Genomic DNA, 15,491 nt, shown 5'->3' with positions numbered 1-15,491 from the left:
AGAGTCTAATGAATAATCAATTAGGAGTTTGATAATTTAAGTTGTCAAATAATTACAAAACATAAAAACGCTATTCGATTAATATCAATCAAATAGCGTTCTAAATGTGCTTATAGATATGTTTATCGGATCCAAAAGTCTAACTATCTTTCCATTTCTCTATATTTTTCTACAGTAAAACAAAATTATATACCATTATAATTTCCATGAAGCAGCCTCCATCTGTATCCCGGTCATATGCCTGTATATTCCATTTCTTCCTGCCAACTCTCCTGGCGCACCCTGTTCAGCTACAATGCCATTTTCCAATACTACAATTTTGTCAACACCTGCTACCGCTCTCATTCTATGTGCAATGACAAGTACCGTTTTGTTTCTAATAAGCCTGGATAAGGATTCCTGTATCATAGTTTCATTTTCTACATCCAGTGAAGCTGTGGCTTCATCCAGCAGTATAATAGGTGCATCCTTCAAAAATGCCCTGGCAATGGATATCCTCTGCCGCTCGCCGCCGGAAAGTTCAGAACCATTCTCACCAATTACAGTATTCCACCCCTGCGGCAGTTTCTCCACAAACTCACTGCAATGAGCCAGCCTTGCGGCCTGTATGACTTCTTCATCCGAGGCATCTTTTCGGCCAATACGGATATTCTCCATAATAGAATTATTAAATAGTGTGACATCCTGAAAAACAACAGCATATAGAGACATGAGAGTTTCGGGATCGATTTTTGAAATGTCCATACCGCCCACAGTAATTTTTCCTCTGCTGACATCCCAGAATCGTAGAGCCAATCTTGATACAGTGGTTTTTCCACCTCCGGAGGGGCCAATCAGTGCAGTAACTTCCCCCTGTCTGGCAGTGAATGATACATCTTTCAATACAATTTCACTGCCATTATAGGCAAATGCAACATGATCAAATACGATATCACAACCTTTATTTGTAAGTTCTTTCGATCCCGTCTGTATTTCATGTCCAAGAATTTCATCCATACGCTGGCACTGGATATCGGCGGAAATAATTGCTGCCAGATTCTGCAGTGACATCTGCAGAGGATCATATAATCTTGATACCAAAAGCAAAAACATAAAGAAGGTCAAAACATCCAGGCTTCCATCTACAAGAAGTATTCCACCAACCAATGCAACTGTGGCAATTCCAAGTTTTAGAACCATCTGTGCAGCTACAACAAAAACAGCAGTTCCAAGTTCTGTAATAATTGCACGCTTCTCAACAGCTTTAATTTTTATATCGAGCTCATTCATATATGCCCTTTCCGCATTGTTTGCCTTAAGATCCCTCAAAGATTCCAGGCATTCCTGAATTCCATCTGCGCAATCCATCTTTACCTTCATCTGTTTTTTTCCCAAACTGTGCTGTACTCTTGATGAAAAAAGGACAATTATAAAGGAAACAGGAAGCACCCACAGTGCTGCAATGGCCATACGCCAGTCAAAGAAAAACAAGCTCAGTGCAATGATAAAAGTTGAAATAATGGAACCGGCAAGTTCCGGTATCCAGTGAGATGATGCTGTTTCCAATGTGGAACAATCTGCCATAATGGTACTTGTCAAATCCGATAAATCCTTCTTCCCGAAGAAAGAAAGTGGAAGCTTCCGCAATTTCTCAGCAAGTGATATTCTCCTGACACCACTCTCCAGATATGTTGCAAAAAATGTTGAATTATATTGAAAATACGTTGCTGCAAATATAAGTACAAGACACACTGCAATTCCAAATACATAAAGTGAAATATGACCATCACCAATATTTTTATCCATCAAATCATAAACCAGATAATAAAGAAGACCTACAGGCAGTATAAGTACAATATTTGATAATGTACATGCAGCAAATGCTTTTATCATATCTTCTGCGCCTTTTTCAGAAAGGGCATATTTATGCCGCAGTCTTTCAGCCAATGTCATTTTGCACACCAACCTTCCATTTTACAGCACTGTTATACTCCCTCCACATATTTGAGTATAATCCTTGCTGCCCTATTAATTCAGAATGACTTCCGGATTCACATATTTCCCCGTTTTTCATTACATAAATGCGATCCGCCCTCATTACGGTGGACAACCTATGTGCTATCATAATTACCGTTCTTCCCTTTGACAAAGCAGAAAAGGCAGCTTGAACCTTGGATTCATTGTCGGGATCGGCAAATGCTGTTGCCTCATCAAGTATAAGAATTGATGCATTTTTAAGCATTGCCCTTGCAATGGAAATACGCTGCTCTTCTCCACCTGAAAGATAATTTCCATTTGTTCCAATTATGGTGTCTATTCCATCTGAAAGTTTTCCTATAATATCGTCACACCTGGCATCCTTCAAGGCCTTAAGCACTTCCACTCGTGTTGCATCCGGCCTGGAAAGACGGACATTTTCAAAAATTGACATTTTTAAAAGTTTGCTGTTTTGAAAAACAAAAGAAACATTATCCATCAATTCTTCTTTGGATATATTTTTTACATTCACCCCGCCTATGGTAATCCTGCCACTGTCAACATCCCAGAAACGCGGTATTAAACTTGCCAGGGTTGTTTTTCCGCCGCCGGAGGGACCTACAAAAGCCACATGCTGCCCGGAGGCAATATGGAGCGAAACATGGTTCAGTGCATTTTCCTCTGCACCTTTATAACGAAATGATACGTCATGAAACGCAACCGAATTGTCCTGCGGATGTTCATGTTCTTCACTGTCATGCAATGGTTTCATCTTCATTATGCTGCCAATTCTCTCCATTGCATCCTGAACAATCATAATATTTTCACTGGAGTACATAATCTTGTTCAAAGTAACTGTTATAACAGGTGTGATGATTATATAGAACAGCAGATTCAACAGGAACTCTCCCGTGACCCCATCCGATGTAAAAAATAAGGCCGCCGATATCAGCACTGCAAAAACAGCATTAATAGCTGTGGTGTAAAACATCATGGGCAGACGCAAATCTTTTGTATAGGAAATTACCCATTTCTGATAATTATCAATTGATGCCTTAAATCGCTTAAAGGAAAAAACAGATTGTCCAAATGTTTTTAATACCGATATCCCCCTAACGTATTCAACCGCCTCATTTGACATTTGCTCCAAGGAATTCTGATATTCCTTCATTTTTTGCTTCATTCTGCTTCCAGTCATTACAGACATAATTCCAAAAGCAATTACAACTGGTATCAAGCTCAGAATACCAAGCCGCCAGTCAAATACTAAAAGCATTGCGAGAAGACCAACAGGTGCAGCCATGGCACCTGCACGATCAGGCAATTGGTGGGCCAGATAAGTTTCCGTAGCTGCACTGGACTCATTTACAATTCTCCTTATCTTTCCGCTTCCAATATCATCCATAAATCCTAAAGGTAGTGTACTGATATGGCGCATGGCCTTCGATCTTATATTTGCCTGAACCCGAAATGCGGCAATATGGGAGCATAGTAAAGCAGCTATATAAATAAGTATGGACAGAGCAGAAAAAATTACAGCCATCCAGCCGTACTGCACCAGGTTGTTGGAATAAGTAAAACCCGTAGCAGCTTTCAGAACCTCCCTGATAATCCTCCATATATATATAAATGGTATCAGCGCCACAAGTGCACTTGCTGCAGACAATACCCAGGAGGCCATTGTCAGGTATCTGAATTTCCCTGCATATTCAAATAGAGCTGACATAATAGATCTTTTCTCCATTTTAAATTCTCCTTTCCTGCAATTCTTGAAGTACATTCCCCGTTACACAATTTATTCTAATTTATTATGTCTTCACCTTCTACTCTATTCAGACCCCGATGCTCCATTTAGACATTTTTTCGATATATGCTGGGATTTATCCCAATCACCTCTTTAAATGCCTTTGAAAATTTGCTGGCATTGTTATATCCAAGGCATACTGCAATATCATTGATCTCCCTGCCGGTGTTTTTCAAAAGTTCCACTGCCTTCTGCATTTTATATGTCCTTATAAAAGAATATATACTGTCTCCATACATTTCTTTAAACACAAGTTTCATGGTGGTAAGTGGAATTTTGAATTGTGATGACAGTTCATCCAAAGTAACTTTTTCAGAAAGATCCACTGTTAAATATTTTTTTATCTTCTTCACTGTATCCACCTGCTTTTTCGGGTAGTACCGTTTGCTCTGCTTCAATTCTTCTTCTCCCAGACTGCTTAAGAAAAGGAGAATTTCTAAAACCTTCACTTTGTAATATCCTTTTCTTATCTTCTCAGACACTGAATACAATTCAGAAAAAATATGGTGTATACTTTGATTTTCTCTTATTATTAAAAAATTTTCATTATTTCCGAAAAATTTACTCTTCAATTTTGACAGATCAACTGAAACTTCATCTAAAATACAGGACAAACACTCGGGTACTTTATCAAAATCCAGAGCAACGGTAATTCCATGAAAGTGACTCAATGGAAAATAAGAGCTTTTATTTACACTGAATTTTCGATTTATTGCAAGACTGCCCCTGGAAAGATACAAATACTCTCCTTTTCTGCTTTCACACTCAATTATCCCTTCCCTGCAGTGATTGATTTCCAAAATATTTTTGGGAGGTTCTACATCAACGCTTACAAATTGTGCATGAACGTCATTATAAATCAGCTCAATACCGGGAAATACCGAATAACTCGTCATAACGGCACTGCCTGTAGGATTGTCAATTTTATAAATCGCACAGTCTTTATCTTTTTTAACTACACATACCTGACTTCCATATAATTGCTTGTCTCTATCTGTTACATACACAATACCACCTCACATATCAAGTGATTCTTAGGTTCAGATGGAGTTTGCTTATAAGGAATACTTTTCTCCACCTGAACCTTATTAACAGTATTCTTAGTGTCTTCAGCACTTAGAATACGTTATCCTTTAGGGGCAGAACTTATCCAATGGCTGCCAGTTCTAAATCTCCCAGTTTACAACTGATAGGTTAAGTACTGTTACGCCACTGGATTGGCTCTTCTAAGGTTCTTGAAAAAGGTTTTTCTCATAAGCAAATTACTGCGAACCTAAGAATCACCTTATCCAGGCGCATAGCAGTGCTTATCTCCCACTTTGAGAAAAGCAGATGTCCCAAATCTTTGATTTGATGACAGTCGCTTTCACAGAGTGCGCTGGAAGTATTAGCAATGATAGCGTTCGGATAAAATATATACATATATTGATAATAATTCTCATTATCAATCTATAGAAATAATAATACTCTTCATATCTCAAACAGTCAATAATAAAAAGCCCTCCATGATTTTTATTGAACATCCACCTTGGCTAAGCAGCCCTCTATACAACGTATATATAAGGATGTATACTAGAAGCATAATCAATTTATTAGAATTAGCTTGTGCTAATCCATATAAATTAAAATAGGAAAAGAGTTTGCAAATGAATAAAATATTAAAATTATGGAATTTGATAAAATCCAAGTTCCTATATTTACTGCTGATTTTATCTGTAATACCCAGGTTATTATACGCAAATAAATTATATCCCGCCGATATGATTTTTATAGTTTTAGTTATAGTACAGTTTATACTTACATATATGCAATTTAACACCATGAAATACAGCAAAAAGAAAGCATTGATTTTCCTTGCATTCTGCATGGCATTGAGTGTAATACTCCTGCTTTTAAATTCAAACAACAATTTCATATTATTTTATTATTTTTTCATACTGGATAATGTATTTGAATTTGACAGCCGTGAAACAAGAAGAGCACTCATTTTCTGTCATATGTCAGGATTTATGCTGTATTTGCTGGTGGATAACATTCTAATAAACAAAATCCCCTTCTACACAGATGTATCATCTTATGTATTTTGCAGTTTTGTATATATTATGGTTTTATTTGTATATATCTGCATTCATGAATACAGATATGAAATGAATAATCTAAAGATGCTGAATTGTTCTTTAATCGACTATTCATTTAAAGAAAGAGAACATCTTGTTTTAAACGAGAGAAATAGAATATCCCAGGAGCTGCATGATTCTCTCGGCCATTCACTCATGGCTCTCTCTATGAATGTAAAATACATCAAAGCAATAAAAGACAGGGAAAAAATAAATCATGAAATAAACGAATTAGAATCCCTAATAAGCAAAAGTATTCAAAGTTTACGGGAAACTGTATACAATCTCAGAAAACTTGATGAAAATTTCAGCCTTCATAATGAAATAACATCAATAATCTCCAAATTCAACAAATTGAATATTATAAAAATAACACTTAATTATGATAACAATATAGAAAAATCATCAATTGCAATAAAGAATATCTTGATTTCAACAATAAAAGAATCCATAACAAATAGTTTAAAGCATGGAAATTCAGCCAAAATATTTATTTCCATTAAATTGATAAGAAATACTATCAAGCTTATAATTAAAGATAATGGGGATGGCTGCAGCTGCATAATCAAATCGGAGGGGCTTGCCGGAATTGAAAACAGATTTAAAACTTTTAATGGAACCATAAATTTTATAACCTCCCCCAATAAAGGATTTACTATAACAGCTTCAATACCGGAGGTAATTATAGATGATAAAAGTAATGATAGCTGACGATCAGATTATAGTTCGAGAAGGGCTTAAAAAGATATTAAGCCTTGACTCCGAAATAGAAATAGTTTGCGAAGCTGAAAACGGCTGTGATGTACTAAAAAATTTAAGCAAATACATTGTAGATGTAATTTTAATGGATGTAAGGATGCCAAAAATGGACGGAATAAAAACATCCCGCATTGTAAAAGCAAGATATCCCAATATTAAAATAATAATTTTGACAACTTTTAACGAGGACGAGTACCTGTTCAATGGAATTAAAAATGGCATAAGCGGTTATATTTTAAAAGACAGTGAGATTGATTACATTATAAAAAGCATAAAAGAAGCTTACAATAACAAAATGATGTTTGATCCCAGTGTAACTCCCAAACTTATATCAGCCCTAACTCCCACAGATGCCAATGATACATCCTTTAAGGATAAAATTTTTGATCTATTGACTAAAAGAGAAATTGAAGTATTAAAACTTGTAATAAAAGGACAAAGCAACAGCCAAATTTCAAATGAGCTTTTTATTTCCGAAGGCACAGTAAAAAATTACATATCAAATATTCTAAGAAAATTAAATTTAAAGAGAAGAACTCAACTGTCAGCTCTTTTCATAAAAAAATGATAGATTATATATATGACTTTAGTCATTGTATATAGTCTATTTTTTTGCAAATTATTACTTAATTCACCTTCCAATTTTAAACACAGAAATTATAATGATAATTGTTATTAGAAATATATCAGGGAGGATTTTAATAGCATGAATTTATTTGGTTATAGATTTTTTTCAAGCACATTTGAACACAATATCTTCCAGGACATTTTCTGCATATGGTTGACTGCCGAATGTGTAATTTTTGTACTCACTTTCCATAAATCATTTTTCAGGAAAAGCAGCAAAAAATTTAAAGACAAAGGTTCTTTTTTTTCAATTGTAATTGGAATTTATGCCTGTATCTATTTTAGTTTTTTATTCAGGAACAAGTTAAATTTAATTTTACCGCACTCTTTTTTCTTTATTGGAATAATTTTTATGCTGACTGGAATTATTATAAGATGCTGGGCGGTTTTTGCACTGAGAAGGTTTTTCTCACTTTCTGTCATAATAGAATCCAAACAATCCATTGTAAAAAATGGTCCATATAAATTAATAAGACATCCAGCATATACAGGAACTATACTCACACTTGTGGGAATCTCAATTTCAATTAGATCCATAACATCTATATTAACTGCCCTAGTCATAATCTCAATTGTATATGGATATCGAATAAAAATTGAAGAGAAAACTCTTATAAATTCATTTGGCAATGAATATCTCGATTATATTAAAAGTACATGGAAAATAATACCATTCATATTTTAAAATAAGTAGCTTTATCCCGCATTTCGCCTTTGACATTCATAGTTTTTCCTATTAAGGCGGCAAATAAAAATAATTTATCTATTATCAATCTTTTCGGGATAAAGATCATGATAATAAAGCCTTTTGACAGCAACACGCTCCCATGGCGTACTTTTTTTACCATAGTTCGTATAAGGATCAATTGAAATTCCTCCCCTTGGAAAAAATTTTCCCTGTACTTCTATGTATTTTGGAGACATAAGCTTTATAAGATCCTTCATTATTATGTTTATGCAGTCCTCATGAAAATCTCCATGATTTCTAAAACTAAAAAGATAAAGTTTAAGTGACTTGCTTTCTACCATCAGCTTGTCCGGCACATAGGAAATATAAACAGATGCAAAATCCGGCTGGCCGGTTATGGGGCAAAGGCTTGTGAATTCAGGACAGTTGAACTTAACAAAATAATCGTTATCCCTGTGTTTATTAACAAACGTTTTAAGGATCGACGGATCATAATCAAACTTGTAGCTTACATTTTCTTTGCCCAGAACAGTAGAGCCTTTCAATTCATTCTCCCTATCATTCATATTATCAACTCCAATCAAAATTTTATTTTACTCTCTAGATGTTTAACAAGCAGTACTCCTGCAATAGCAGGTATAATCTGACCTATACACAAACTTACAGCAAGTATGGTATAGTTCACATTTAATATTTTTGACAGCCATATCGGCACAATAAGCCCAGGCCCGCAAACAAGCGGTATAATCATAAACCATCGATTAAAATGTACACGCTCTATCAAATAGGTAAACGTACTTGTTATAACACCTACTAAAAATCCCCCCAATATATCATAAATTCCCATTCCACCCATAATCGTATTGCTGATCATATTTCCAATTCCAAGAGGAACTATCAAGTAAGGAGCAAGTGCACTTAATGAATATAGTGCTGTAGCTATCCTTATCTGGTACTGACCAAATGCAAATCCCTGGGTAAAGTACATTAGTATAGCATATAATGCAATTACTATTCCCGATATTGCAATCTTTCTTGTACTAAAAACTTTTCTGTTTTCCATTTTTCCCCCAATCCAGAGGTAAATACAAAAATAAAAAGCACCTAGGTGCTTTTTTAAAAGGATTATTAAATAATCCATACCCCTAGTTTTGTTTAAAGACAGGATGGTTCCGAACTGTCTTTTTCAATTTTACTTTCATCATTATATATCATAAAATATCTGAAATCAAGAACTTTATAAATAGATTTTCTGCAGTTGTACTATAACAGGGCATTATGTATAATAATACAAAGCAGTTAAAAACATTCTTAATTTTACCCAGAACGCTGTAATTAAAAAAGCAGAAAATAAATATAGAAAATGGCATCAAATGTAAAATTTCATAGTATCATTTAAATTATTTTTGAAGGCAAAAATATACAGGAGCCAATCAAAAAAATGATTAGCTCCTTAACTTAGTTAAGAAACACAATTTAAGATATGATTAGAGCACATTATATCATGCCATATATATTGTACAATAGAAAACTTTTCGTAACAAGGAAAAGAGAGCCCCTAGCGGGTTAAGGGGCTCTCGTAGGTTAGGGTTACGTAATCGTTTAAATGTCAATCTTTTAGGAAAACCTTCACTGGTGGTACACCTATATTTTACCACTATAACAGAAAAAATCAACAGTTTGAAATGATATGAATATTTATATATTACGGGTATTCTATTCACTGATGAGTATATTTAAAGACATTGTGATTTATTTGTATTTATATATTCATGTGCCCATTCAGATAGATTTTCTAAAATTGGAATAAGAGTTTTTCCGATATAGGTAAGAGAATACTCTACTCTAGGTGGTATTTCATTGTATACAAATCTATTAACAAGTCCATTTTCTTCAAGTGACTTAAGCTGCTGTGCAAGCATTTTTTGTGTTATTTTAGGCATTTTCTTTTTTAATTCTCCAAACCTTAGAGTATTGCTGCTCAAATACCAAAGAATAATTGGCTTCCATTTTCCACCTATTATATTTAAAGTTAATTCCATGGAACATTGGTATTCTGTATTTTTATATTTTATCATTGGGAACACCTCCTTAAATAGTATACAAATGGTTACTATAGCACTTATAAGTGCGTACTTGTTATGTTCTACATTGATGTATATTATTATAATGTAAGTAACTTTCGTATACAAATTTTAAACAAAAATGAGGCGTAGATGGTGAAATTAATTAAGATAAACAAAGAGAAATGTACTAAATGTGGAATTTGTACAAAAGTGTGTCCAACAAAATTTTTACATATGGATGAAAATGGGCCAAGAGAGGTCGTTGAAAAAGTTTGTATCGGTTGTGGACAGTGTACTGCAGTATGCCCTAATAGTGCAATTGATAATATGAAGACTCCTTTAAAAGATCAAGCTAAATTAGAAAAATTTCCTGTAATAAATGAATTAGCAGCTGAAAAATTTCTTAGATCACGCAGATCAATTCGCTGTTATAAAGACATACCTGTAGAAAAAGAAAAGCTTATAAAATTAGTTAATATTGCAAGACTTGCCCCTACGGCAAGTAATAGCCAGGGAATTTCATATATTATTATTAAAAATAAAGAATTGCTTAGAAAATTAACAGACACTGTAATGGAGTGGATGGAAGAACAAGCAACTAAGTCATCAGGATACTGGAGTTTTTCTGCTCATGTTAAAGATTATAAGGAAAATAGGAACGATGTAATACTACGGGATGCACCCAGTTTAATTTTGGGAACTGCTTCTAAAGATTTAAAAAACGGCAGACAAAATACAATTTCACAGTTTACATATATGGAGCTTTTTGCAACCTCTTTAGGACTAGGAAGCTGCTGGGCCGGACTATTTGAGATGTGTGCTTTTGCGGAATATGCACCTCTATTAGATTTGATTAATATTCCTCAAGATACAATAATAACGGGTGCTGTCATGGTTGGATATCCAAAATATAAATTTCAGAGATTAGTTAATAGAAATCCACTAGAAGTTAATTTCATTGAATGATATTCTAAAGTTAAAAAATATTTAGACTTGAAAAAGCACTACCATCACTGTATCCTATTTTTTATAGTGACGATAGTGCTTATTTTCTTGGTACTTGAATAAATCTATGCTTGATTTTTAACCCAAAATTTTTATATTATAAATTATACAAACTTGAATTTGCTGACTTCAGGTTATGTTTATAATTTTTCCAGCATCTCATAACTCAATGTACGAAATACCTGACAATAATTTTGGAATCCATCCTGTCCGATGATATAAATATTGGGCATGTAGTCCAATCTTTTTTTTGAATACATAATACGTTCCAATCCATTATCTATAGCTGTATGATTACTTAAAGCCACATCTACTTTTCTACAAATTGCTTCACTTATAAAGTAATCCAATGACTTGAGATATTGTTTCACTTCGTTCTTTGTCCATGGTGGTGTCGTTCCTCCCCATAATGCTGCCATGTGAGTTTCTCCTTTTTCTTTTACAGGGAACATGTAGCTTAATCCTCCCGGAGTATGACCAGGAGTACCATAAACATATATCGTCTTATCACCTAATGTTATGGTATCACCATCCTGGATATAAACATTAATTTTGTAATCTTTCCACGTTTCCGGTCTATCAGGTTTTGTGGGATATTCATTCCAAAAAATATCATCTATTTTAGAAAGATAGGTATCAGCATGATATCTTTCAACAAACCATTTCCCGCATCCAGTATGATCAACATGTCCATGTGTCAAAACCAGTTTTTTTATTGCAGCGGGATTCCAGCCAACATCTTCAATGGAATCTATTATTGCCTCAAAAGCTTCTTTTACCGGCCAAATAGCATCTATTACTATCAGCCCATCACTTGTTTTCAATACAAAACAGTTTGTCTGCTTTTGTGCAACAATTAGCAAATCATCAAAAATCTTAGCATATATGAAAAATGACATATCTTCCATTTCCCTAATTGTTCCTTTTGTAAAAACTGGTTTATTTAATCTATTCATTTAATATACACTCCTCTGTACAGTAATAATTTTATAGTTGCACAGAGGATAAGCGATTTCTTGGATGCATTCGTAAAAATATCTTCACAACTTCACCTTCTCTACAAATTATTATATTTATCTGTATATTACTTTTAAATAATCTTTGTTTCGCATTTTGAGAAAATTCCATACTGATTCGCCAGTATATATCATAATTATTAAAAATATAAATTATACTCACTAGTTGGGATCTCATCTTCTAATCCTAAAACTCTGGGCCATAATCCTGTCTCAGCAATAATAAATCCCATAATCATTCCCATATGGCTATGTAAATGTCTATGTTGTGCAAGAATTAATGCAAACCTTGTCCATTCACAGTTTTCAGGCTTTGTAAGAAGTATATCATCTGTTATACTATTAAGATACTGATTTATTTTCTCTTCAATTAATTGAAAATAGTGTTTTAATTCATTTCTTGATAATACTTTATCTGTTTTAACATCCAAATTATTTAAGTCCTTAATATGAAATGACGGTTCCGAATATTTTCTTGGATTTATATACCACATATCCAAGGAATGTAATGTATGGTAAATATGTTTCCATAAAGGCATATCACAATAATTTTTATTCCAATATTCATCAGATACACAATCCATAACATTGTTTATACTCCATAAAGCGCGTTTTGTTTGGTCTTTAATTATCTCAGTATAATTCGTTTCATCCATTAGCCTATACACCCTCCTAAAGAATTATTATAATCTTTGCTCCACAATAATTTACTACTGTAAATTAATTTATAGATAGATTATATCATTTTTTAATAGCTCTTTTGCATATTCATATTTATACAGATATATCGTCAAGGAATGACAACATTAGGTACCCCTTTTAACACCTCGAATATCATCATTATCAACATACCAGCACTTTTTTAGATATGAAAAATGATATTTAATTATTTAATGTTAATATTCACAGACCTCCATCATCATAGTGTGCTCCAAATCATCTATTACATATATTTTTACATTCACTGGATTATATATCTTTAAGAATATTCTTTTCATATTCAGGCTATTCCTGAAAGTGAACTATCTCCTGATTCTAACATGAAAAATAAAGCATTCATTGACTCACCAACAAATGTTTTTCTTTTTTACAATATATATTTGAAGTAGCAGATAATACCAACTATAGAATTAAAACATCATACATGTTATAATTTATTGGTACAATCAAATAGGTTGCATGTGGGCTACTGGTATCACTCATCCCTTTTGAAGGGAGGTGATACAATGAGTAATGACATCTTAATGTTACTTTTTGAGGCAGGATTATTCCTCATTTCACTGTTAACATTTATAGTATTACTTATTAAAGAAATAAAAAAATAGTAGCCCCGTCCGCAAATGGAGACTACTATTTTATATAAACATTAAATAGTTATACCAGTTGCCTAAGCAACCAGATTGTACACTACAGGATGTTAGCAGCATCCTGTTTTTATTTTCTCTCTTTGTATTTATATTATAACACATTTTATGATTTAAAATCATATTTTCATAAAACTTTTATTAAGCATTATCTTTAGTATAGCTTCTTAATCCGCTCATATCAACACATTCCACAAAAAACCTCCGTCATTTGTGGTAAGGTTCTCCTCTCAGTATCTTAAAAGCTCTATAAATCTGCTCCAGAAGCATTATCCTGAAAAGCTGATGTGGAAAAGTCATTTTAGAAAAACACAATTTACAATTTGATTTCTGTAAAATTTCCTCAGAAATACCCAGAGAACCTCCAATCATAAAAATTATGCTGCTGTTTCCCTCTAGTGCAAGCTTCTGCACCTTATGGGCAAATTCCACCGAGGACATCATACTTCCCTTTAAGTCAAGAGCTATTACATAACTGCCTTCCTTTAAATATTTCAATATCTTTTTGCCTTCCTTTTCCCTTATCATGTCCTCTTCTTTTTCTGAAGCACTTTCCGGAGTTTTTTCATCCATGACTTCAATGATATTCAGTTTACAGTATCTAGAAAGTCTTTTTGAATACTCCGCTGCTGCATCTTTTAAATATTTTTCCTTCAATTTTCCCACAGAAATTATTGTAATATTCATATTCTCTCCATTATATTATTTTTTATCTAAGCTTTTTAATCTATTTAAAACATCTTTATATTCCACTTCAAGCATTTCCTTATCGCTGCCCGGCAGTGACATTCTTGATATAATTTCAGTAAGTTTCATCTGCAAAACTGATTTCTCCATTTTATGCTCTTCACTGCCCTTTTTCAACTTCTGATGTTCCTCAAATTCTTTCAAATTTCCATCAAATTCAGTTATCTTACCATCTTTCAATAATATCATTCTGTCCGCAGTGAAATTTATAAATTTACTGTCATGGGACACAAATACAACTGTTCCCTCATAAATCTTAAGGACATCTTCAAGAGCTTCAATGGACTGAAGATCAAGATAATTGGTAGGTTCGTCAAGAAGAAGTACATTTGCCCCGGAAACAAATAATTTTGCAAAAGAGGCTTTTATCCTTTCTCCTCCACTGAGCAGAGAGACTTTTTTATATACATCATTCCCTGTAAACAATAGTCTTGCCAGGATGGTTCTAACTGCCCCTTCATCCTGAACGGAAGTTTCCATTACATTTTCAATTATACTTTTATCACCCTCAAGATTTGCAAAATCCTGATAAAGATATCCTATTGTCGCTCTGGGCACCTTGTATATTAATCCGGATTTGCCGGCTATAATATTTAACAGTGAATCCATCAATTCTCTGTCATGGCTTATCAATATAAAAGTTTCTATTTTCTGAAGTTTACTTTTCAAAATGCAGATACTTCTATAATCCAAATTTGAGGTAGGTTCATCTGCAAGAAGCAGCTCCCCTTCCCTGCTAAGTGCCGCCGCAATGTTGAGTTTGGTTCGTTCGCCGCCGCTTACTTTTTCAGCATCAACTTTTTTCTCAACTTCAAATTCCTTCAATATCCTGCCATAAGCTGTTATATTTTCATTGGAAAATTGTTTTATATATGAAATGGAACAGTACCTTTTCACAATACCTTCATCTTCTTTCACTTCTCCTGCCAGTATATTTAAAAAAGTACTTTTGCCTGCACCATTTCTTCCTACAACTCCTATTTTATCTCCACTTTTTACAGTTAAACTCTTTAAAGAAAGAATTAGTCTGTCACCATAATATTTTTTGAAATCACAAGCCTCTAAAATAAGCATAAAAAAATCTCTCCTTTACACATAACATAAAGCCGGAAAGATAAATAAAAAAACAAGTACAAAACAATACACTGCAGCTGCAGCATCATGATATTGTTGTTTCATTTAAACTAATCCAGCAAAATAAAGGCCTCTGGCCTCTAAAATTAAAATTCATCTGATTCAAAAGCTGAATTAGTTGTTCTTCATTAATCACATACCTTGCCCTTTCATTATATTTATTTATATTTTATCAGATTTGATTTCAAACATCAAATTACCTATTTTG

15 protein-coding genes are annotated in these 15,491 nt (G+C 33.5%); 5 read left to right on the top strand and 10 right to left on the bottom strand.

Features of this window, described 5'->3' with window-relative positions:
* Window positions 1-195: 195 nt before the first annotated feature.
* The 3 genes from CLLU_RS09330 to CLLU_RS09320 form a co-directional block, all read right to left on the bottom strand.
* Window positions 196-1,926: an ABC transporter ATP-binding protein gene (locus tag CLLU_RS09330; RefSeq protein ID WP_170065751.1), complete on the bottom strand. Its 1,731-nt coding sequence runs from the start codon at window positions 1,924-1,926 to the stop codon at window positions 196-198.
* On the bottom strand, window positions 1,919-3,700 hold the full coding sequence (locus CLLU_RS09325; RefSeq protein WP_106009475.1) for an ABC transporter ATP-binding protein: 1,782 nt from the start codon (window positions 3,698-3,700) through the stop codon (window positions 1,919-1,921). Before CLLU_RS09325 ends, CLLU_RS09330 begins: the two co-directional genes overlap by 8 nt.
* Window positions 3,701-3,807: 107 nt before the next feature.
* Window positions 3,808-4,767, bottom strand: coding sequence for a helix-turn-helix domain-containing protein (locus CLLU_RS09320; RefSeq protein ID WP_106009474.1), 960 nt, complete (start codon window positions 4,765-4,767; stop codon window positions 3,808-3,810).
* Window positions 4,768-5,406: 639 nt separating this feature from the next.
* Here CLLU_RS09320 and CLLU_RS09315 point away from each other — a divergent pair.
* From CLLU_RS09315 to CLLU_RS19525, 3 genes are all read left to right on the top strand, one after another.
* Window positions 5,407-6,588: a sensor histidine kinase gene (locus CLLU_RS09315; RefSeq protein ID WP_106009473.1), complete on the top strand. Its 1,182-nt coding sequence runs from the start codon at window positions 5,407-5,409 to the stop codon at window positions 6,586-6,588.
* Window positions 6,566-7,204, top strand: a complete 639-nt coding sequence (locus CLLU_RS09310) for a response regulator (protein WP_106009472.1) — start codon at window positions 6,566-6,568, stop codon at window positions 7,202-7,204. Before CLLU_RS09315 ends, CLLU_RS09310 begins: the two co-directional genes overlap by 23 nt.
* Before the next feature lie 138 nt (window positions 7,205-7,342).
* Window positions 7,343-7,948 (top strand): methyltransferase family protein, encoded by a 606-nt coding sequence (locus tag CLLU_RS19525; protein WP_106009471.1) that lies wholly within the window; start codon window positions 7,343-7,345, stop codon window positions 7,946-7,948.
* Between the two features lie 74 nt (window positions 7,949-8,022).
* Here CLLU_RS19525 and queF read toward each other — a convergent pair whose 3' ends face one another.
* The 3 genes from queF to CLLU_RS09290 form a co-directional block, all read right to left on the bottom strand.
* Entirely contained in the window at window positions 8,023-8,517 is a 495-nt protein-coding gene (gene queF / locus CLLU_RS09300) for a preQ(1) synthase (RefSeq protein ID WP_106009470.1), read from the bottom strand.
* Window positions 8,518-8,531: 14 nt separating this feature from the next.
* Window positions 8,532-9,014 (bottom strand): QueT transporter family protein, encoded by a 483-nt coding sequence (locus CLLU_RS09295; protein ID WP_106009469.1) that lies wholly within the window; start codon window positions 9,012-9,014, stop codon window positions 8,532-8,534.
* Between the two features lie 673 nt (window positions 9,015-9,687).
* On the bottom strand, window positions 9,688-10,029 hold the full coding sequence (locus CLLU_RS09290) for a winged helix-turn-helix transcriptional regulator (protein WP_106009468.1): 342 nt from the start codon (window positions 10,027-10,029) through the stop codon (window positions 9,688-9,690).
* Window positions 10,030-10,170: 141 nt separating this feature from the next.
* Between CLLU_RS09290 and CLLU_RS09285 the strand changes: the two genes are divergently transcribed.
* Window positions 10,171-10,983: a nitroreductase family protein gene (locus CLLU_RS09285; protein ID WP_106009495.1), complete on the top strand. Its 813-nt coding sequence runs from the start codon at window positions 10,171-10,173 to the stop codon at window positions 10,981-10,983.
* A 179-nt stretch (window positions 10,984-11,162) separates the two neighbouring features.
* Here CLLU_RS09285 and CLLU_RS09280 read toward each other — a convergent pair whose 3' ends face one another.
* Together CLLU_RS09280 and CLLU_RS09275 are read right to left on the bottom strand one after the other, a co-directional pair.
* Complete coding sequence (locus CLLU_RS09280; RefSeq protein WP_106009467.1) at window positions 11,163-11,978, bottom strand: MBL fold metallo-hydrolase; 816 nt, start codon at window positions 11,976-11,978, stop codon at window positions 11,163-11,165.
* A gap of 200 nt (window positions 11,979-12,178) precedes the next feature.
* Window positions 12,179-12,694, bottom strand: a complete 516-nt coding sequence (locus tag CLLU_RS09275) for a hypothetical protein (RefSeq protein ID WP_106009466.1) — start codon at window positions 12,692-12,694, stop codon at window positions 12,179-12,181.
* Window positions 12,695-13,264: 570 nt separating this feature from the next.
* On the opposite strand from CLLU_RS09275, the gene CLLU_RS19605 reads away from it, so the two are divergent.
* Complete coding sequence (locus tag CLLU_RS19605; RefSeq protein WP_017752159.1) at window positions 13,265-13,363, top strand: putative holin-like toxin; 99 nt, start codon at window positions 13,265-13,267, stop codon at window positions 13,361-13,363.
* A gap of 246 nt (window positions 13,364-13,609) precedes the next feature.
* Here CLLU_RS19605 and rlmH read toward each other — a convergent pair whose 3' ends face one another.
* Together rlmH and CLLU_RS09260 are read right to left on the bottom strand one after the other, a co-directional pair.
* Window positions 13,610-14,089, bottom strand: coding sequence for a 23S rRNA (pseudouridine(1915)-N(3))-methyltransferase RlmH (rlmH, locus tag CLLU_RS09265; protein WP_106009465.1), 480 nt, complete (start codon window positions 14,087-14,089; stop codon window positions 13,610-13,612).
* Window positions 14,090-14,104: 15 nt separating this feature from the next.
* A complete protein-coding gene (locus tag CLLU_RS09260) occupies window positions 14,105-15,223 on the bottom strand; it encodes an ATP-binding cassette domain-containing protein (RefSeq protein ID WP_106009464.1) in 1,119 nt (372 codons plus the stop codon).
* Between the last annotated feature and the right edge of the window lie 268 nt (window positions 15,224-15,491).

Source organism: Clostridium luticellarii, from assembly GCF_002995845.1.
In the GTDB taxonomy this organism is placed as follows: domain Bacteria; phylum Bacillota; class Clostridia; order Clostridiales; family Clostridiaceae; genus Clostridium_B; species Clostridium_B luticellarii.
Note: the sequence above shows the minus strand (reverse complement) of the source record. Positions and strands in the feature narration are given on the sequence as shown.